The organism is Nitrosomonas sp. Nm34 (assembly GCF_900113925.1).
GTDB lineage: Bacteria > Pseudomonadota > Gammaproteobacteria > Burkholderiales > Nitrosomonadaceae > Nitrosomonas.
Map to the genome: position 1 here is coordinate 1 of NZ_FORD01000047.1, position 19,567 is coordinate 19,567.

The window sequence follows — 19,567 nt, forward strand, 5'->3', positions numbered from 1 at the left end:
CAATAAGGCAAGGCTGAAACGATGGGGATTATGGGTTCCATCAGATTTTGTGACAGCTTAAGTTACTGGGTTCAACCGCCGGATGCGGAAAACCGCACGTCCGGTGGTGTGGGAGAGGTAACGGATACAATCCGTTACCCCGACCCGATCACGGGTTGACCTATTTCTAGTTTTCTTCACCCTACACGGCTGTGGATTTCCTCAGTCTCTGAAATTTCCCGCCGTATATAAAAACGATTCTTCTTATCTTTGCCATGCTTCTAAAGACGACTTTTACGAGGATGACAGAAACCCATCGCATACCTTTTATTATGGAATCAAAAAATTGCTGAGACAAATCTATTGCCTTGCCTGGGTATTCGGGGTGTGCTTATTACAGTTACAGGCTGAATTGCCTGCAATGCGATGGGGGGTGGGTTTATTTCCTGCTGCAGCAGGGTTATTTTTTTATGCTTATTGTTACCCCAATACATTCCCTGCATTCCGAAAAATTTCGTCAGTGAGTTTATTTTTCGGGTTGGGCTTTTTCTGGGCGGCTATGTTTGCCCACTGGCGTGTGGCGGATGCCTTACCCCATGAATGGGAAGGCCGTGACATCGAACTCATAGGCGTTATCGCGGAATTACCGCAAATAATGGATCGCAGTGTGCGTTTCCGCTTTGATGTCGAGCGGGTATTGACAGCAGAAGCAACCGTCCCAGCTCATATTTTGCTGACTTGGTACAAAATGGATGGGAAATATGACGCAATCCAATCTGCTACGCTTCCTGAAATCCATGCTGGTGAGCGCTGGCAACTAACCGTACGGCTAAAACGCCCGCATGGCCATGCCAATCCGCATGGTTCTGATTTTGAAGCCAAAGCCATCGAGCGCAATATCCGTGCGATAGGTTATATCCGTAAATCAGCAGACAATGTACATCTGGATGCATGGGTTAATCATCCCCAATACCTGATTGAACAGGTTCGTCAGCAGATTCGCACACGCTTTAGTCAAAATTTGACAGACCATGCTTATGCGGGTATTCAAATTGCGCTGGCTATAGGGGATCAGCAGGCGATTCCGCAGGAACAGTGGCAAATTTTCACGCGTACGGGCACGAATCATCTCATGTCTATCTCAGGACTCCATGTCACGATGGTGTCCGGGATGGTTTTTGGGGTGATTTATTGGCTGTGGCGGCGAAGTTTACGTTTATCTTATTGGCTGCCGGCACGTAAAATGGCTGTGGCCGCAGGCGTCCTGGCAGCATTATGTTATGCGCTATTGGCTGGTTTTTCAGTGCCGACCAGGCGTACTTTCGTGATGCTGGCCATTATCGCCATGGCACTCTGGAGTGATCGAAGGGTATCCATGCCCGCTGTACTGGTAGGAGCGTTATGGATCGTGGTGGTATTCGATCCATGGGCCGTGATCTCACCTGGTTTCTGGCTATCGTTTGGTGCGATTGCGCTGATCACGCTGGTGACATTTGGCCGAATCGGCAAGGCGGGTGCGATCATCAGTTGGGCCCGTGTGCAATGGGTGATTACACTGGGCTTGAGCCCTTTATTGCTAGTCTTGTTCCAGCAAGTGTCACTGATTGCACCGATAGCGAATGCTATCGCGATCCCGCTAGTGAGTCTGGTGATCGTCCCACTGACGTTACTGGCTGTGGTGCCGTTCTTTGATTTTCTACTCTTGCCTGCCCATGAGATATTAAGTGCGGGCATGCAACTGCTGAAATGGCTGAGTGAATCGCCTCAAGCTGTCTGGCAGCAACCTGCTCCTTCCTTATGGGCATTAGTGACGGGTATGGCAGGGATCCTCTGGTTGTTTTTGCCTGGCGGCTCCGGTATAGGGATTTTTTCCGGTTTTCCTGCCAGGTGGCTTGGGATGGTGGCATTGCTGCCCCTGTTTATGGTTACTCCTCCCAAGCCAGCAACGGGGGAATTATGGTTGACTATGCTGGATGTCGGGCAGGGGCTCGCAGTGGTGGCGCGTACCGAACATCATACGCTGTTATACGATACAGGGCCCAACTATGGAGAAACCGATAGTGGTGCGCGCATTATTGTGCCTTTTTTACGGGGGGAAGGAATCAGGCAGCTGGATCTCATGCTGGTATCCCATGCTGACTCGGATCACAGTGGCGGTGCCTTGTCTGTGCTCGCAGCCATCCCCGTGACATCATTGTTATCTTCGCTCAATAGTGATCACCCCATTCAGCAGGCCGCTCGCAATAGTCAACCTTGCCATGCGGGTGACTCCTGGCAATGGGATGATGTTCACTTTGAGGTGCTGCATCCGCATTCTTTAGCGCAAAGCGATCATCTGGCGAAGCGAAAAACCAACGAAACGAGTTGTGTATTGAAAATTACCACCCGCCATGGCAGCGTGTTATTACCAGCCGATATCGAAAAAGATACCGAGCAGAGCTTGCTTGCGCGCGCGAGTCGGCAACTTTCCGCAACGGTTTTGATTGCGCCCCATCATGGCAGCAAGACTTCTTCGACAGAAGCGTTTATACGCCAGGTCAATCCATGGCTTACATTATTCAGTGTGGGTTATCGTAATCACTTCGGCCACCCAAATGAGCAAGTCGTTGAACGCTACCGTAATCTGGGCAGCCAGATGATGCGCAGTGATCGCGATGGCGCAGTTTTGCTACAGTTTAAAGATAACGGCATCACCGTAGCCAGTTGGCGGGAAATGAATGAGCGCTACTGGCACGATCACTGAGGTTGTTCCATTTCTAAATCAAAACTGACTTTGTCGGCCAAATTTTGCTTGTTGCCTTGCCGTATTATTAATACTGTCTGCGGCTCGCCTTCGCGTCATTTTTGATTTGGAGATGGAATGATATATCGATACCGTATGCTTGGCGACTGATAGCATTATCGCTTAGCGACCGTCAATATCGGTTTGACAGCGATACGTTGTGCGATTTCATCCGCACTTTTTTTAGCGGAGAGCTCATTGGAGTAAGGACCTATACGGATCTTGTATAACCCATCTTCATTGGTAATATCAGTTTGATGAGGGGTTGAGGGTAACTCCGACCGTATCTGTGAAAGAAAATTATGCGCATTGCTGGCAGAACCAAATGCACCCAGCTGTAAATAGATTTTACTGTTCTGGGGATGAGGCGGTTGGGTAGACGCGACTTTCTCGCTCTGAGAAGGGGAGACCACGCCTGGAATGATCGTTTCAACTTTAACTTGAGCACTTCCTTTGGCGAGTACATCCAGTTTATACGCCGCAGTATAGGAAAGATCAATCACTCGATTAGCAAGAAAAGGCCCGCGATCATTAATACGTACCACGACTGACTTGCCATTTTTGAGGTTGGTCACACGCGCATAGCTGGGAATGGGTAAAGTCGGATGAGCGGCTGTCATGGCAAACATGTCGTACACTTCTCCGGAAGCCGTCTGTTTGCCATGGTAGCGACGGCCATACCACGAAGCAACCCCTTGCCTGGTATAAGGAGTGAGAGAGGTCATGGGGGTAAATGTCTGCCCCAAGGCATCATAAGGACGCATGTTGGCCGACCTCAGGGGCTCGAGGCGGGGGATCGCATCTGGAATGGACTCCAGGTTGGCGGGTGCATTGTCAGGCGGACCGTCATCCAGATAATAACCTCCTCCCTTAATCCTGGCAAAGAAAGTGGATGAAGTGGCGGAGCTCTTATCTCGCACCCCGGCATGTTGCGAGACGTTGCTACAACCAGCCAGGATAATCAGGGCAAGGATAACTATGAATGGAGTCGAACAGGCTATCCAGCGATGAGCGAAAGAATGCAGTGTATTTGTCAGCATGGGGTTACCCTCTTTATGTTTTTACCAGTTTAGGGTGGGTTTGTATACTCATCAAAATACCAAAACCCAGTAACATTGTGACGAGCGAGGTGCCTCCGTAGCTGATCAAGGGAAGGGGGATTCCTACCACCGGCAGGATGCCACTGACCATTCCCATATTGACGAATACGTAGGTAAAAAAAGTCAATGTGATCGAACCAGCCACCAGGCGGGTAAACTGTGTCGGTGCATTGGCGGTGATGATCAAACAACGCCCGATGATTACCAAGTATAACAATAATAACAAACCATTCCCGATTAAACCAAATTCCTCTGAGAACACTGCGAAAATAAAATCGGTACTTTGCTCAGGTAAAAAATCCAGCTGGGATTGTGTCCCGTTTTGCCACCCCTTGCCAGCCACCCCGCCGGAGCCAATGGCAATGCTGGACTGAATAATATGGTAGCCCGCCCCCAACGGATCCTGAGAGGGATCGAGCATGGTTAATACGCGCCTACGCTGATAGTCATGCATGGCAAATGTCCAGAAGAGCGGTAGGATGCCGCCAGCGGTAACAAGCAAACCCACCATGACCCGCCAGGATAAGCCGGCAAAATAGAGCACATAAAAGCCGCTTGCTGTAATCAGTAAGGCTGTTCCCAAATCAGGTTGGCGTGCAATCAGAAGCACGGGTAATAATAAAATTAACGCAGCTCCCGCATAATCACGCAAGCGTAGCGTGATTTCCGTTTTATCAAAATACCAGGCCATCATGAGAGGGACCGCAATCTTTAACATCTCGGAAGGCTGTATCCGAGTGATTCCCAGGTTTAGCCAGCGTCGTGCTCCATTTTGGATCTCACCAAATAATGTTACCCCAAGCAAAAGAACGATCCCTAGTATATACAATGGTAAGGCAAGGCGCATAATCTGCTGAAGTGGAATATTGGCTACTAACCACATAATTGCCAGCGCCACGACCATATTTAATATCTGGCCGATTACCCGGCCTAAATTCCCCCCACTCGCGCTATAGAGCACGACCAATCCCACCAGCATCAATAGAAAGAGGCCAGCTAGCAGAAAATTATCGATGTAGCGTGTGCAATAATGCCATAAACGCCTGAATTCAATCATGATGCTAACAGCCGTAATGGGACGGGGTGGAGTGTGGGGTGATCCCAATGCGAGGTAAGGCACAACGAGGCACGACAAGGGGCAGGGTGGGTTCCTGTCACGGAGAGCAACGTTGTATTCACGCCCCAAGCGCCATACGATACCTCTTTTAGCGAGCTAATTATTCTGGCGTATAACAAAAGTTTGAGAATGGTTCTGTATGTCATGAATTTAGTTTACCAGTCAACTGACGACTCACTATGGTTTTCAGGGTAATAACTTAATCATTAATACGATAATGATCAAGCGTGATGATGCTGAACAAGCAGTGGTTATGGTTGATCACTCGCCTTCGCGTCAGGTTTGATTGGGGCATGGACGGGATCGTTTGTTACTTTGTCAGTGCGATGGAGTATTTGCTTTCTCAGCAGGCATCGGCTCAGGTGTTTTCCCGAGAAGGAAATAATCCAACACCTGTCGTGCGATAGGAGCAGCAGTGGAACCACCCGAGCCACCATTTTCCACCAATACCGTCAGCGCAATCTGGGGATCTTCTGCTGGCGCGTAAGCGATAAAGAGGGCATGATCACGATGACGCTCCTGTATCTTGCTGGCAACGTAACGTTCGCCTTGCTTAATATTGATCACTTGTGAAGTGCCTGTTTTGCCGGCAAAGGTATAAGCTGCATTCGCGCCTGCTTTTGCTGCGGTGCCACCCGGGCGAGTGACATCGACCAGCGCGTTTCTGACGCGCGCGACATTCTCTTTTTTTAAATTAAGCGTATACATCTGACTGGGCTTATTCTCATACAAATGGCCCAGCTTATTATCTTGCACCTGTTTCACAAAATGGGGACGATAGGCTATGCCATTGTTGGCAAGAAGCATGGTAGCGAAAGTCAGTTGCACCGGGGTGGCTAAATTATAGCCTTGGCCGATTCCAACGGAAATCGTATCCCCAGGAAACCAGTTCTGGTTAAACCGTTTCTTTTTCCAGTCGGAAGAAGGGAGTAACCCGGTGACTTCCCCTGGAATATCGATTTCGGTTTTCTTGCCAAACCCAAATTGACCGATAAAATTGAAAATATTATTTATTCCCAGATCGTTTGCGAGGGTGTAGTAGTAGGTATCGCAGGAAATCACAAGCGATTTGTGTAGATTAACTCTGCCATGCCCGCTCGGCCTCCAATCCCTGAACCGGTGTGAACTGCCGGGCAGGCTGAAATAACCTGGATCATTAATCGCATAATCGGCGGTACGCTTGCCTAATTCTAAGCCAGCAAGAGCCATGAAAGGCTTAAAGGTGGAGCCGGGGGGGTAAACGCCTCTGAGTGCACGGTTATTGAGTGGTTTGTCTATGGATTCATTGAGTAAGCGCCAGTTCACATGATCAATCCCATCAATGAACAGATTGGGGTCAAAGCCTGGTTTACTGACAAAGGCGAGAATTTCACCCGTCTTCGGATCCATCGCTACCAAAGCCCCCCGATAATCGCCAAACGCGCTTTCTGCTGCTTGCTGTAATTTAAGATCAAGGGAAAGGATTAAATCATTCCCGGCCACGGGAGGCGTGCGCGATAAGGTGCGTACGTGTCGACCCGCTGCATCGGTTTCGACCTGCTCAAATCCGGTTATGCCGTGTAATTCTTTCTCATAACTTTGCTCAAGGCCGATTCTGCCAATATGCAGGGAGCCGCGATAATTTTCAAGCGCATTATTGTTTTCGAGCTGCTCCAGATCTTTATCACTGATACGGCCAATGTAGCCTATCACATGGGATAACAGTTCAGCGTGAGGATAATGACGCAGTAGTCGTGCTTTGATTTCCATTCCAGGAAACCGGTAACGATTGGCGGCAAAGCTCGCCACTTCAATATCGGATAAACGCAGTCGAATGGGTAAACTGCTAAAGCGCGTGCTTTCGCCCCTTAGTTTGTTAAATCGCCGGCGGTCTTCCGGTGAGATTTCAATGACTGTTGCCAATTCATCTATGGTCGCTTCCAGATTGGGCACCTGATTGGGCACAATTTCCAGCGCATAGGTCGTATGATTCTGTGCGAGGATTTCTCCGTTACGATCAAAAATAAGGCCCCGGTTGGGAACAATCGGCATGATGGCTATGCGATTAGCTTCTGCCAGGGTAGTGTAATGCTCGCTTCGGAGTACCTGCAGATAGAAGAAACGAGCAAGCAGCAGGCAAAATAACAGTACGACAAAACCCGCAGCGATCGCAAGCCTGATATGGAAATCCCGTAATTCACGCAAGTGATTACGAAGCTCAACAACATAATTCATAGTTCGTTAGGATCGCTCTTCGGTTTTTGAGGAATGCCCAGCAGGAATGAAATGACAGGCCACAATAATGCACCGGTAACGCTGGGAAAAAAGTAATACCAGGTCGGGAAATAACTTCCCCCCAGCAAGCCCGTCAGAAAGATGGCAAATTGAGTGATGAGCAATATCCAGAAAATTTGCGGGGCTTGTTGAAAGCTATTGAATAATCGCAGACGCCGATGCAATATCATGCCAAAGAATGTGATCACGCAATAAGCCAGGGCATGCTGGCCTAGCATGCTGCTATTGCTGACATCCATTGCTAAACCCGCTATAAAAGCAAGGCTCATTCCGATGCGCTGCGGGTAATGAATGCTCCAATAGAGTAACGTAATCGCAACAAAATCGGGGCGAAGCAGCAGCATAATTCCTTGTAGCGGTAACAGATTGAACAAGAGTGCCAGCAACAGGCTGAGAAAAATAAAGCTGCGCTTTGCCTCCAGGGGAAGCTCCTGATTAAAATAATCATGGGGCACGGTTTCTCCTTCCTTGCTGAGTGGTATGCTTGGGTCCTTCTTCGGGAGGTGCTTCTTCGGGATGCTCGGGTATGGGCGTTGACAAGGAAAGAATCAATACTTGTCTGTTTCTATTCACGCCTGCGATAGGTGTGCATATAATGACTGCAAAATCTCGTGAAGGATCATGCTCAATATTTTCTACGCGTGCTACTGGCAAGCCGGGGGGATAGAGGCCTCCGATGCCAGAGGTGACCAGCAGGTCGTCTTTTTCGATATCTGCGTTGACCGATAAATAGCGTAGCTCTAACTCATTATTTTTGCCGGCGCCTGAAATGATCGAGCGCAAGCCGTTACGGGCCACTTGTACCGGAACAGAATGACCTTTATCCGTGATCAGCGTGACTTCGGATAAAAAAGGGTGAACCTGCGTGATTTGTCCGATGACTCCCTGATCATCGACCACGACTTGACCGGCTTTAATTTCACTCGAGCTTCCCTTGTTAAGGGTGACTTTACGATTAAAGGGATCGCGTGGGACATACAGAATTTCCGCCATAATCGCTTTGATTTCTGCTTGCTGGGCTGCGCCCAGCAATTTCCGCAATTGGGCGTTTTCTTCTTCCAGTATCTGTAAGCGGAACAGTTTTTGTTGATTTAAGAAATATTGCTGTCTGAGATTGGCAATTTCTTTCGTGAGGTGAAAATCATTGATTAGCTCTTCTGCCTGGTCAAATAAAGTCGCGGGAATATAGGCAAGTCGTTGCAGAGGATAGAGGATCATACCCACAGTCTGGCGCATGCCGGAAAAAGAACTAAAACGAGCATCCATTACCATCAGGAGAATGGATAACAATGCAAAAAAAAATAAGCGTACTTGCGGACTCGGGCCAGCCCTGAAAAATTGAGGAACCGTCTCCATCACATTTATTTATTTCAATCACCCATGATAAGAAATTGAAACAAGATTAAATTTCGCGCGAAAAAATTCCAATGGATCGATCAATATTTTCAAGTGCAATGCCGGCACCCCGTACGACACAGGTGAGCGGATCATCTGCAATAATGACGGATAAACCCGTTTCTTCCATCAATAGACGATCAATATCACGCAGTAATGCCCCGCCTCCAGTCATCACCATCCCCATTTCAGCAATGTCAGCGCCTAATTCCGGTGGCGTATGTTCCAGAGCCGTTTTAACTCCACTGACGATATTATTCAATGGTTCAGCCAATGCTTCCAGAACCTCATTACTGGAAATCGTGAAGCTGCGTGGAATACCTTCTGCCAGATTACGCCCTTTGACTTCGATTTCGCGAACTTCTGATCCCGGGTAAGCTGAGCCAATTTGTGTCTTGATGATCTCGGCAGTCGCTTCACCGATCATCATGCCGTAATTACGGCGAATATAATTGATGATGGCTTCATCAAATTTATCGCCTCCGACACGGGCTGAGTTTGAATAAACCACTCCTCCCAGAGAAATCACTGCCACCTCAGTGGTGCCACCCCCTATGTCAACCACCATGGAGCCGGTGGGTGTTTCAACAGGCAGATCGGCTCCAATTGCCGCAGCCATCGGTTCTTCTATGAGCTCGACTTTACGTGCGCCTGCGCCAAAAGCAGCCTCACGAATGGCGCGCCGCTCTACTTGAGTTGAGCCGCTGGGAACAGAAATCACAATACGTGGATTAGCAGAAAACAGGCGAGGAGGGTTTACCTTTCTGATGAACTGTTTCAGCATCTGTTCCGTGACGGTGAAATCAGCAATGACCCCGTCCTTCATCGGACGAATGGCCGTAATGTTGCCGGGTGTGCGCCCAAGCATCTGCTTGGCGGCAAGTCCCACTTGCTGGATCACTTTCTTGCCGCCGGAGCCTTCTTGCCTGATTGCCACAACGGAGGGTTCATTCAATACGATACCATGACCGCGAACATGGATCAGTGTATTGGCTGTGCCTAGATCCACTGCCATATCCGTAGAGAAATAGTTTCCAAGAAAGTTATTGTTCAGGAGGTTAAACATGATGGCGAAATTCCATTAGTGATGACAGATTCAGAAAAAGAAGTGATTTAAGCAATGTGGATGTACAAAAAGTATGTGCTCATCAGGCATGTCATGATACTCTATTACCCGTTTGAATATAAAGCTTATGACAGCAAATGACCTTATCCGTAGATGATGTAAAACGTGTAGCCAATCTTGCTCGTATTGAAATTAGTGAAGAAGAATCAAAACAAATGCTTATACAATTATCGGGTATTTTTAGCTTGATCGAACAGATGCAGGCTGTCGATACATCTCATATTGAACCAATGAGTCATGCGCAGGATATGATACAACGGTTGCGTGAAGATGTCGTGATAGAATCTGATCAACACGTTCTATTTCAATCGATTGCACCACAGGTAGAAGCCGGTCTTTATCTGGTTCCTAAAGTGATCGAGTAAACATTTAAGCAGGTTATTTCTCTTCAATTCATTTTTGTTATTCTCCTTCCTGAATTCTCATGTTGAATGCTAGTCTCAAGCAGCTCGCCGCACAGCTTCTGGAAAAAAAAATTTCTAGCGTCGAGCTGACTGAAGTGTTTCTGAAACACATCAGGTCACTTAATCCCGAATTAAATGCTTTTATTACCATCAATGAAGAGATGAGTCTTGCGCAAGCGCAAGTTGCTGACAAAATGATTGCATCAGGTCAGATGCATCCTCTCACAGGCATTCCTGTCGCACAAAAAGATATTTTCTGTGCCAAAGGGTGGCTGACGACTTGTGGCTCGAAAATGCTCTCCAATTTTATCTCTCCTTATGATGCGACGATCATCGAGCGCTTCAATCAAGTGGGGGCAGTTAATATCGGCAAGACCAATATGGATGAATTCGCAATGGGGTCCAGTAATGAAACCTCCTATTATGGACCGGTCAAAAATCCATGGGATCCCCTGGCTGTACCTGGCGGTAGCTCTGGCGGATCGGCATGCGCCGTAGCTGCGCGTATGGCACCTGCCGCAACAGCGACGGATACAGGTGGCTCCATACGCCAACCCGCCGCATTATGCGGTATCTCGGGTATCAAACCCACCTATGGATTAGTTTCCCGCTATGGCATGATTGCCTTTGCTTCCAGTCTGGATCAGGGTGGTCCGATGGCTAAATCGGCTGAAGATCTGGCGCTATTGTTGAATGTCATGACAGGGTTCGATGCGCGTGATTCGACCAGTCTGCAGCGTGAACCTGAAGATTATGCGCGCGATCTGGACAAACCGGTTGGGCAGCTACGGATCGGACTACCCAAGGAGTACTTTGCTCAAGGAGTGAGTCCTGATGTGGCCAGTGCGGTAGAAGCGGCTATTGCGGAGTTTCGTAAATTAGGTGCGACGACAGTGGAAATTTCTTTGCCTAATACCCGGCTTTCTATTCCAGTTTATTATGTTTTGGCACCGGCCGAGGCATCGAGTAATCTTTCCCGCTTTGATGGGGTGCGTTATGGCTATCGGGCTTCCGACTATGCTGATCTCGAGGATATGTATAAAAAAACTCGGGCCCAGGGTTTTGGCGCAGAAGTCAAACGCCGTATTCTGATTGGTACTTACGTGCTTTCCCATGGCTATTACGATGCCTATTATCTACAGGCGCAGAAACTGCGCCGTTTGATTGCAAGTGATTTTACTGAAGCGTTTAAGCAATGTGATGTCATTATGGGGCCGACTTCGCCAGCGGTGGCATTCAATCTAGGAGAAAAAAGCGGCGATCCCCTGCAAATGTATTTATCGGATATTTACACCAGTGCCGCAAATCTGGCCGGCTTACCCGCTATGTCGATCCCTGCCGGGTTTGGAGATAAGAACCGGCCGGTGGGACTCCATATGGTAGGTAATTATTTCAGAGAAGCTCAGATGCTAAATATTGCGCACCAATATCAACAAGTGACAGACTGGCATGCGCGCGCACCTGCCCGCCTGCCTGAAGCATAATTAATCATTATTCATGATTTAGCGGCTTTTGCAAAAGTAACCGAGAAGAAAGGTTTTTAGAACATGCAATGGGAAATTGTTATCGGCCTTGAGGTACACGCTCAACTTTCGACACGATCGAAAATATTCTCAGGCGCTTCCACCGCCTATGGAGCACAACCTAATACCCAGGCATGTGGCATCGATATCGCCTTGCCAGGTGTCTTACCCGTATTGAATTATAGTGCAGTCGAGCGCGCGATTAAATTCGGCCTGGCGGTTGGGGCAACGATTAATTCACCTTCTGTCTTTGCACGTAAAAACTATTTTTATCCGGATTTACCCAAAGGCTATCAAATCAGTCAATTTGAGCTGCCTGTCGTACAGGGTGGCAGCATCCGGATCCAGGTGGAGAATGCTGAAAAAACAATACGGTTGACTCGTGCACACTTGGAAGAAGATGCTGGAAAATCCTTGCATGAAGATTTTCATGGCATGAGTGGGATTGATCTGAATCGTGCCGGTACGCCCTTGTTGGAAATTGTTTCTGAACCGGATATGCGTAGCAGTGCAGAAGCCGCTGCGTACGCGAAAGCGCTGCATACGCTGGTGCGCTGGATCGGGATTTGTGATGGCAATATGCAGGAAGGATCATTCCGCTGTGATGCTAACGTTTCTGTCCGGCCACGTGGTACAGAAAAGCTCGGTACCCGCTGTGAGATTAAGAATCTCAATTCGTTCCGTTTCCTCGAAAAAGCCATTGATTTTGAAGCCAGGCGACAGATTGAAATCCTCGAGGACGGCGGCAGCATCAGACAGGAAACGCGGCTGTATGATGCGAATCGCGATGAGACCCGAACCATGCGCAGCAAGGAAGAAGCGCATGACTATCGTTATTTCCCTGATCCTGACTTACTGCCGTTGAGTATTTCCAAAGAATGGATTGAGCAGGTCAAGGCCATGTTACCGGAGTTGCCGGAAGCAAGGCGTAATCGTTATATCGAGGATTTCGGGCTTTCCAGCTATGATGCAAGCGTGCTGACGGCAACCAGAGAAATAGCTGATTATTTTGAAAATACAGTCAAGCAACTGTCCGCCCAGGCTAAACTTTGTGCCAACTGGATCATGGGTGAAGTCAGCGGCAGGCTCAATAAAGAGAATATCGAAATAACGCACTGTCCGGTTAGCCCAGCGCAGCTGGCAGCATTACTTGCGCGCATCAGTGATGGTACCATCTCGGGCAAGAGCGCCAAGGATGTGTTCGATAGTATGTGGCAGGGCGAGCAGGGGGGAGACGCTGATGCCATCATTACTGCCAAAGGACTTAAGCAGATTTCCGATGATAATGAAATCGAAAAGCTGATCGATGAGGTGCTGGCGGCTCATCCACAACAAGTGGCGGATTATCGTAGCGGTAAAGAAAAGGCTTTTAACTCGCTTGTGGGGCAAGTCATGAAAGCCACCAAAGGGAAAGCGAATCCTGCTCAGGTTAATACGATACTCAAGCAAAAGTTGCTGAAATAAATTTCACGATGATGTCATTCCATTTCTCTTCCATTTCTCATCAATGTTGGCTTTGCTGGCTTTTCCTGGCCGGATTATTGTTTACTGTCGGCAATTCACCTTCGCGTCATGTTGGGAGTTTTTTCATCATTAATTTGTCTACTCGCCCCATCGGTTGAGAGATGAGGTTGAAAGATGAAAGAGGACAATGCGGCCAATTACACTTCCTTGATGTGATCCTTATCGCATTAAGGGGCGAGACTACCATGGGATCAGTTGCCCATCATAAGCAAAGAATTTTCCTGAATCTGTCAGGGTAATTTCCTTCAGTATCCGGCGCATGCCGGTAACGCTTTGTTCCGTTGAAATGAGTGCACCGGCTCCGCCCATATCAGTTTTTACCCACCCTGGGTGTAATAATACTGAAGTGATGCCACGAGCTTTTAAATCAATGGCAAGACTCTTGGCAACCATATTGATGGCTGCTTTGCTCGAGCGATAGATATAACTCCCGCCACGTTGATTATCAGCAATGCTTCCCATTTTACTGGTAATGGTAGCCATGGTTTTTAGCTTACTGTTGCTGATCTGATTGATAAAAGCTTCTGCCATTTTGAGGGGCGCCATGGTATTGATCTGGAAGGTTTTATGCCATGCAGTGTAGTCGATGCTGCCAAATCCGCCATCATCAGAAGGTGGATAAACTCCGGCATTATTGATCAGTAAATCAATGGTCTTGTTAGCCAATGTGGTAGATAGTTGATCAATTTGCTGATGATCTGCCACATCAAGGGCATAAATTCTGATGTGATCCGGGTATTGGCTGGCGAGTCGATTAAGATTTTCTGCTGTTGCCGGTTGGCGGCAACAGGCGATTACCTGCCAGCCATCCTGTGCATATTGACGGGCATACTCTAATCCAATTCCGCGATTGGTACCGGTAATCAGGGTAGTAGCCATATTCTTATTACTCCTTTGTGATTATGCTTTCATCTTATAAATAAATAGTCTGCTTGATGCAGAATGACGCGATAGCAGCGGGATATGGAATCATTTTACAAAATTAAGCAGTACAAAATAAATTGTTTAGAGTGAATTTCAAGTAGTCACTACAATCAAACGATGATGTTATACTTGTTTTTTTACAGTCCTTTTGGGGATAATTATGAAGAAAATACTGACACTTCTCACTTTAGCCATGTTTACTTTTACCTTGCTCCCGTTTGACGACGCTGAAGCAAAGCGGGTGGGTGGTGGTAAAAGTATCGGGAAACAACGCGATTCCATCAATCAACAGGCTACTCCAAAACCAGCACAATCTCAATCAGCAGCACCGGCATCGGCTGCGGCAGCAGGCGGCGCCAGCAAATGGGGCGGAGCATTAGCCGGGCTAGCTGCGGGTGGTTTATTAGCCGCTCTGTTCATGGGAGGAGCTTTTGAGAATATCAATATGGCGGATATCCTGGTGCTGCTGGTACTGGCTGCGGTGATATTCTTTATTATCCGTATGGTGCGTAAATCTAAAGCAAATCAGGCGTCTCGTCCAATGCAGTTTTCAGGGGCCGGAGCAGATCGCGCTGGCGGTATGTTCACGCCCACCCCCTCAACTTCGGCGCCACCTCCAGCTATGGGACAAGCGGGTGCAGCTACGACCAGTGACTCTGGTGTGACCAATAGCATTCCTGCAGATTTCGAAGTAGAGCCGTTTTTGCGTAATGCGAAACTTTCGTTTATTCATATGCAGGAAGCCTATGGGGCACATAATCTGAATGAAATTCGTGAATACACTACGCCCGAAATGTTTGCTGAGCTTGAAGCGCAAATTAAAGAGAGTGGTGACAAGCCTAACAAAACAGAAGTGCTGTTCGTTAATGCCAACTTGCTGGATGTCACAGTGACCAATGATATGGCCATTGCCAGCGTGCGCTTTAATGGACAGTTGCGTGAAGCACCCGATGCACTACCCGAAGCATTTGATGAAATTTGGCATGTGCAGAAAGATCTCAAGGGCCAACATTCAGCCTGGTTATTGACGGGCATTCAACAACCTTCGTAACAGGTCGCAAATAAATTAACTGCCCATGTCCCGTAGCTGTGCACTGGACGGGGCCTGGACAGTTCGTTCATACCTCGCCTATTTCATTTTAGGGTAGGCGAGGTGATTCATTCTAGCTAACGTCAATACTAAGATTGACGTTAGCTATCTTCTTTGAGCGGGGAGGCTTGCTATGAGAATCGCTGTTGTGTCAGATATTCATGGTAATTTACCCGCATTGGAAGCAGTGGTGGCACATTTCAAACAGAGCGGAGTCGATGCTGTCATCAATCTCGGTGATAATTTGTCAGGCCCGCTGCTACCATTGGAAACCGCACAATATTTAATGGCGCAGGATTGGATCCATATCTCCGGTAACCATGATCGCCAACTTCTCGCATATGGAACTGAGCAATGCACCGATGTAGATGAATTGGCCTATTCCCAGTTAACAACGAAAGAACTTGCCTGGCTCAAATCACTTCCGCCTAAAGCAGATTTCGACACGGATGTGTTGCTTTGTCACGGCACACCCGCTAGTGACTTGACCTATTTTCTGGAAACTGTTGAGGCCTATGGCGCACGTATGGCAACGCGTCAAGAAGTAGACGAGCGCCTGGGAGCAACGCGAGCAAAGCTGGTTTTATGCGGACATACTCATAAGCCACGCGCGATGCGAGCTTCCTCGGGCTCTCTCGTTGTTAATCCGGGTAGTGTTGGTTTGCCAGCTTTTGATGATGCCACACCTTATTTTCATGTGGTTCAAACGGGCTCACCCGATGCGCATTACGCCATTCTGGAGCGCATTAAAGGCCGCTGGGTAGCGTCCCTTATCACAGTGCCTTATGATTATGACGCTATGGTCAAACTGGCACATTCACGCCGCTATGATGACTGGGCACAGGCGCTTGCAACCGGTTATATGTCCTGATTCTATTTCTAAATCAAACTTTATCGGCTTTACCTGGCGGTCTTATGATTGATACCGACTACGGCTCACCTTCGTGCCATGTTTGAGGGGGAAATGGAATACATAAGCAAGTCCGTGATATGAGTCTGTGGACTGATACATTGGCCTGAGAATCCTGATCGCAAATAGATTGAGATTGCTGTTTAAATAAAGTTAACCTCATTCCTCTATGTCTGCTTTATAATCTCAGCTTTTGTCCTTTTGCTTCATGAGTGCTCACCAGCCACTGACGTGGCATCCTGTTCCTGTCAATGCGGCAGTTAACATTCGTTGGTGGTTACTGCATCGAGATTCACTGACACAGTTGATACAGCAACGTTGTAGCAAGTTTTGGGTTGATCCGGTCTTTCAATCGCTTGCACCTGCTTGCGCCGATGAATTGGTCATCATGAATTTGCGTGACAGTGAATTGGCTTTGGTGCGTGAAGTGTATCTTTACTGTAACGATACCCCTGTCGTGTTTGCCCATTCAGTGATAGCGAGAAAACATCTGCAGGGTGCATGGCGTGGATTGAGTCGCTTGGGCAACCGATCTTTAGGCACCCTGTTATTTACCAATCCGCTGATCAAACGTGCTGAATTTGGTTATAAACGGATGAATATCCATCATCCCCTTTTTAAGCGAGCCTGCCAGCGCTTGCAGGCTCCACCGCTTAGTTTATGGGCGCGACGTTCTCTATTTATGTTACAGGGGCAACCCATACTAGTCACTGAAGTCTTTTTGCCAGCTATTCTGAGATTAAAAATATGATGAATAAAGAACGGCTGACTGCTTATGCCAAACTGATAAGATTGGATAAGCCGATCGGCATCTTGTTGTTATTATGGCCTACCTTGTGGGGGTTATGGCTGGCGGCAGAAGGCCTGCCTGATCTGATGATTCTGCTTATTTTCGTTATGGGCACCATTTTGATGCGCTCAGCCGGTTGTGCCATCAATGACTTTGCTGATCGTCGTATTGATCCTCATGTTGAGCGTACTAAAAACCGTCCTTTGGCGGCCGGCATAGTGACCCCTAAAGAGGCCGTGTTGCTGGCTGCCGGATTGAGTGTTTGCGCATTTTTACTGGTGTTGCCACTGAATCAATTGACATGGCTGCTTTCGGTAGGGGCATTGTTTCTGGCTGGAACTTATCCTTTTACCAAACGTTTCTTTGCCATGCCGCAAGCGTATCTTGGGATTGCCTTCAGTTTTGGCATACCCATGGCATTTGCTGCGCAAACGGGTGAGCTGCCTGCTATCATCTGGCTATTATTACTGGCCAACTTATGCTGGGTCATCGCCTATGATACCGAATATGCCATGGTTGACAAAATGGATGATCTCAAAATTGCCATCAAAACATCTGCTATTACGCTCGGGCGCTTTGATATAACGGGTATCATGCTGTGTCATATTATTTTTCTGGGCATCATGGTTTATGTGGGTTGGCTGTTGCAGCGAGGTATTCCTTATTATCTCTCATTGGCGGCAGTCTTGGGCCTGGTGGGGTATCAGTATGCTCTGATTCGTGAGCGCAACCCTGCTAATTGCTTCAAGGCTTTTCTGCATAATAACTGGGTGGGTGCAACGATATTTGCCGGGATTGCACTGGATTTCTTGCTAACAGGCAGCTTCTAGGTTTTTAATATCAATGAAATACAAAGATCTGCGTGATTTTATCGCACAATTGGAAATCCGAGGGGAACTGAAACGAGTAAGGATCGAGGTGGATCCTTTTCTGGAAATGACCGAGATTTGTGACCGGTTACTCAAAAAAGCGGGCCCTGCTGTGCTGTTCGAGCAACCGAAAGGGCATAGTATGCCGGTATTGGCCAACCTGTTTGGCACACCTGAGCGTGTCGCGTTGGGAATGGGGCAGGAATCGGTTACGGCGTTGCGCGAAGTGGGTAAATTGTTGGCTTATCTTAAAGAGCCTGATCCCCCCAAGGGTCTGAGGGATGCGTGGGAAAAGCTGCCCGTGCTGAAGCAGGTGCTCAACATGACACCCAAGGTGGTTTCCAGTGCCGCATGCCAGGAGGTTATCTGGGAAGGGCAGGCAATCGATTTAGCCAGGTTGCCCATCCAGACCTGCTGGCCAGGCGATATCGCTCCACTGATTACCTGGGGACTTACCGTGACGCGCGGCCCGCATAAAGCGCGGCAAAATCTAGGTATTTACCGGCAACAAGTCATTGCGCCGAATAAAGTCATCATGCGCTGGCTTGCTCACCGAGGGGGCGCGCTGGATTATCGTGATTTCTGCATGGTCAATCCAGGCCAGCCTTATCCTGTGGCCGTCGCCTTGGGGGCGGATCCGGCCACCATTCTGGGCGCCGTTACGCCCGTGCCTGATAGTCTCAGTGAATATCAGTTTGCTGGATTATTGCGTGGTGCCAAGACCGAAGTCGTCAAATGCATCAGCCATGACTTGCAAGTGCCCGCCAGCGCAGAAATGGTGCTGGAAGGGTTTATTTATCCTGATGAGACCGCGATTGAAGGACCCTATGGTGATCACACCGGTTATTATAATGAGCAGGAGACTTTTCCGGTTTTCACCATCGAACGCATTACCATGCGGCGCAATCCGATTTATCATTCCACCTATACCGGCAAACCGCCTGATGAGCCGGCTATTCTGGGGGTCGCGCTAAACGAGGTATTTGTACCTTTGCTGCAGAAACAATTTACTGAAATTGTCGATTTTTATTTGCCACCGGAGGGGTGTTCCTATCGCATGGCGGTAGTCAGCATGAAAAAACAATACCCCGGGCACGCCAAACGGGTGATGTTCGGGGTATGGAGCTTCTTGCGTCAGTTCATGTATACCAAGTTCATCATTGTGACAGATGACGATATCGATATCCGCGACTGGAAAGAAGTCATCTGGGCAATTACGACACGCGTGGATCCCGCGCGGGATACCTTGATCGTGGAAAATACTCCGATCGATTATCTGGATTTTGCGAGCCCCGTCTCTGGCCTGGGTGGTAAGATGGGATTGGATGCAACCAACAAATGGGCGGGAGAGACGGCACGCGAATGGGGCAGACCGATCGAAATGGAGGCTGCGGTCAAAATACGTATTGATCAGCTCTGGAGTAAGTTGCCTTTTTGAAATAACGCTAGCTTATTCTATAGCCTAACCAGTTAAGAATGATTAAAAAAGAATTCTCATCTAAACCAAATATGACGTGAAGGCAAGTTGTAGACAATATCACTAATACGGCAAGAAGAACCGACAAAGTCATGTTTGATTTAGCTGGTAGGGTGCAATAAGTGCAACGCATTGCACCAGATGGTAAGGTAGCACATACGGCGCAATGCCCGATGGTTATTGCGCCTTAGTGTGCCCGGCATGGGTTAAAACTTGTTATCTGAGAGGAGATAACCGGAGTTAGTAACGACAACCGTAGTGAAACGCAAGGGGGAAACCGCGA

At 48.2% G+C, this 19,567-nt stretch carries 17 protein-coding genes; 10 read left to right on the top strand and 7 right to left on the bottom strand.

The features are described 5' to 3' along the window. Positions 1 to 30: 30 nt before the first annotated feature. Together BM283_RS20345 and BM283_RS13795 are read left to right on the top strand one after the other, a co-directional pair. Positions 31 to 159 carry a hypothetical protein gene (locus tag BM283_RS20345; RefSeq protein ID WP_302848299.1) on the top strand — a complete coding sequence of 43 codons (129 nt, stop codon included), beginning with the start codon at positions 31 to 33 and terminating at the stop codon, positions 157 to 159. 166 nt (positions 160 to 325) lie between these two features. Beyond that, positions 326 to 2,722 (top strand): DNA internalization-related competence protein ComEC/Rec2, encoded by a 2,397-nt coding sequence (locus BM283_RS13795; protein ID WP_254776376.1) that lies wholly within the window; start codon positions 326 to 328, stop codon positions 2,720 to 2,722. Between the two features lie 155 nt (positions 2,723 to 2,877). On the opposite strand, the gene BM283_RS13800 is transcribed toward BM283_RS13795, so the two are convergent. From BM283_RS13800 to BM283_RS13825, 6 genes are all read right to left on the bottom strand, one after another. Continuing rightward, positions 2,878 to 3,801: a septal ring lytic transglycosylase RlpA family protein gene (locus BM283_RS13800; RefSeq protein WP_090694098.1), complete on the bottom strand. Its 924-nt coding sequence runs from the start codon at positions 3,799 to 3,801 to the stop codon at positions 2,878 to 2,880. 13 nt (positions 3,802 to 3,814) lie between these two features. Then, positions 3,815 to 4,918, bottom strand: a complete 1,104-nt coding sequence (rodA, locus tag BM283_RS13805) for a rod shape-determining protein RodA (protein WP_090694130.1) — start codon at positions 4,916 to 4,918, stop codon at positions 3,815 to 3,817. A 378-nt stretch (positions 4,919 to 5,296) separates the two neighbouring features. Further along, positions 5,297 to 7,192, bottom strand: coding sequence for a penicillin-binding protein 2 (gene mrdA, locus BM283_RS13810; RefSeq protein ID WP_090694101.1), 1,896 nt, complete (start codon positions 7,190 to 7,192; stop codon positions 5,297 to 5,299). Beyond that, a complete protein-coding gene (mreD, locus tag BM283_RS13815; RefSeq protein WP_090694102.1) occupies positions 7,189 to 7,707 on the bottom strand; it encodes a rod shape-determining protein MreD in 519 nt (172 codons plus the stop codon). Before mreD ends, mrdA begins: the two co-directional genes overlap by 4 nt. Continuing rightward, positions 7,697 to 8,608: a rod shape-determining protein MreC gene (mreC, locus tag BM283_RS13820; RefSeq protein WP_090694105.1), complete on the bottom strand. Its 912-nt coding sequence runs from the start codon at positions 8,606 to 8,608 to the stop codon at positions 7,697 to 7,699. Before mreC ends, mreD begins: the two co-directional genes overlap by 11 nt. 46 nt (positions 8,609 to 8,654) lie before the next feature. Beyond that, positions 8,655 to 9,713, bottom strand: a complete 1,059-nt coding sequence (locus BM283_RS13825) for a rod shape-determining protein (protein WP_090694107.1) — start codon at positions 9,711 to 9,713, stop codon at positions 8,655 to 8,657. 137 nt (positions 9,714 to 9,850) lie between these two features. On the opposite strand from BM283_RS13825, the gene gatC reads away from it, so the two are divergent. The 3 genes from gatC (at position 9,851) to gatB (ending at position 13,164) form a co-directional block, all read left to right on the top strand. Continuing rightward, complete coding sequence (gatC, locus tag BM283_RS13830) at positions 9,851 to 10,138, top strand: Asp-tRNA(Asn)/Glu-tRNA(Gln) amidotransferase subunit GatC (protein WP_090694109.1); 288 nt, start codon at positions 9,851 to 9,853, stop codon at positions 10,136 to 10,138. A gap of 59 nt (positions 10,139 to 10,197) precedes the next feature. After that, positions 10,198 to 11,661 carry an Asp-tRNA(Asn)/Glu-tRNA(Gln) amidotransferase subunit GatA gene (gene gatA, locus BM283_RS13835; protein ID WP_090694111.1) on the top strand — a complete coding sequence of 488 codons (1,464 nt, stop codon included), beginning with the start codon at positions 10,198 to 10,200 and terminating at the stop codon, positions 11,659 to 11,661. Positions 11,662 to 11,724: 63 nt separating this feature from the next. Further along, positions 11,725 to 13,164: an Asp-tRNA(Asn)/Glu-tRNA(Gln) amidotransferase subunit GatB gene (gene gatB, locus BM283_RS13840; RefSeq protein ID WP_090694114.1), complete on the top strand. Its 1,440-nt coding sequence runs from the start codon at positions 11,725 to 11,727 to the stop codon at positions 13,162 to 13,164. 240 nt (positions 13,165 to 13,404) lie between these two features. On the opposite strand, the gene BM283_RS13845 is transcribed toward gatB, so the two are convergent. Further along, positions 13,405 to 14,103: an SDR family oxidoreductase gene (locus BM283_RS13845; protein WP_090694115.1), complete on the bottom strand. Its 699-nt coding sequence runs from the start codon at positions 14,101 to 14,103 to the stop codon at positions 13,405 to 13,407. Positions 14,104 to 14,308: 205 nt separating this feature from the next. Between BM283_RS13845 and BM283_RS13850 the strand changes: the two genes are divergently transcribed. The 5 genes from BM283_RS13850 (at position 14,309) to ubiD (ending at position 19,245) form a co-directional block, all read left to right on the top strand. Then, entirely contained in the window at positions 14,309 to 15,199 is an 891-nt protein-coding gene (locus BM283_RS13850; protein ID WP_090694117.1) for a Tim44 domain-containing protein, read from the top strand. 172 nt (positions 15,200 to 15,371) lie between these two features. Next, positions 15,372 to 16,109 (top strand): metallophosphoesterase family protein, encoded by a 738-nt coding sequence (locus BM283_RS13855; RefSeq protein WP_090694119.1) that lies wholly within the window; start codon positions 15,372 to 15,374, stop codon positions 16,107 to 16,109. Positions 16,110 to 16,356: 247 nt separating this feature from the next. After that, positions 16,357 to 16,899 carry a chorismate--pyruvate lyase family protein gene (locus BM283_RS13860; RefSeq protein WP_090694121.1) on the top strand — a complete coding sequence of 181 codons (543 nt, stop codon included), beginning with the start codon at positions 16,357 to 16,359 and terminating at the stop codon, positions 16,897 to 16,899. Beyond that, complete coding sequence (ubiA, locus tag BM283_RS13865; protein ID WP_090694124.1) at positions 16,896 to 17,768, top strand: 4-hydroxybenzoate octaprenyltransferase; 873 nt, start codon at positions 16,896 to 16,898, stop codon at positions 17,766 to 17,768. The genes BM283_RS13860 and ubiA overlap by 4 nt, the downstream gene beginning before the upstream one ends. Positions 17,769 to 17,781: 13 nt before the next feature. Further along, positions 17,782 to 19,245, top strand: a complete 1,464-nt coding sequence (ubiD, locus tag BM283_RS13870; RefSeq protein WP_090694126.1) for a 4-hydroxy-3-polyprenylbenzoate decarboxylase — start codon at positions 17,782 to 17,784, stop codon at positions 19,243 to 19,245. Positions 19,246 to 19,567 lie beyond the last annotated feature (322 nt).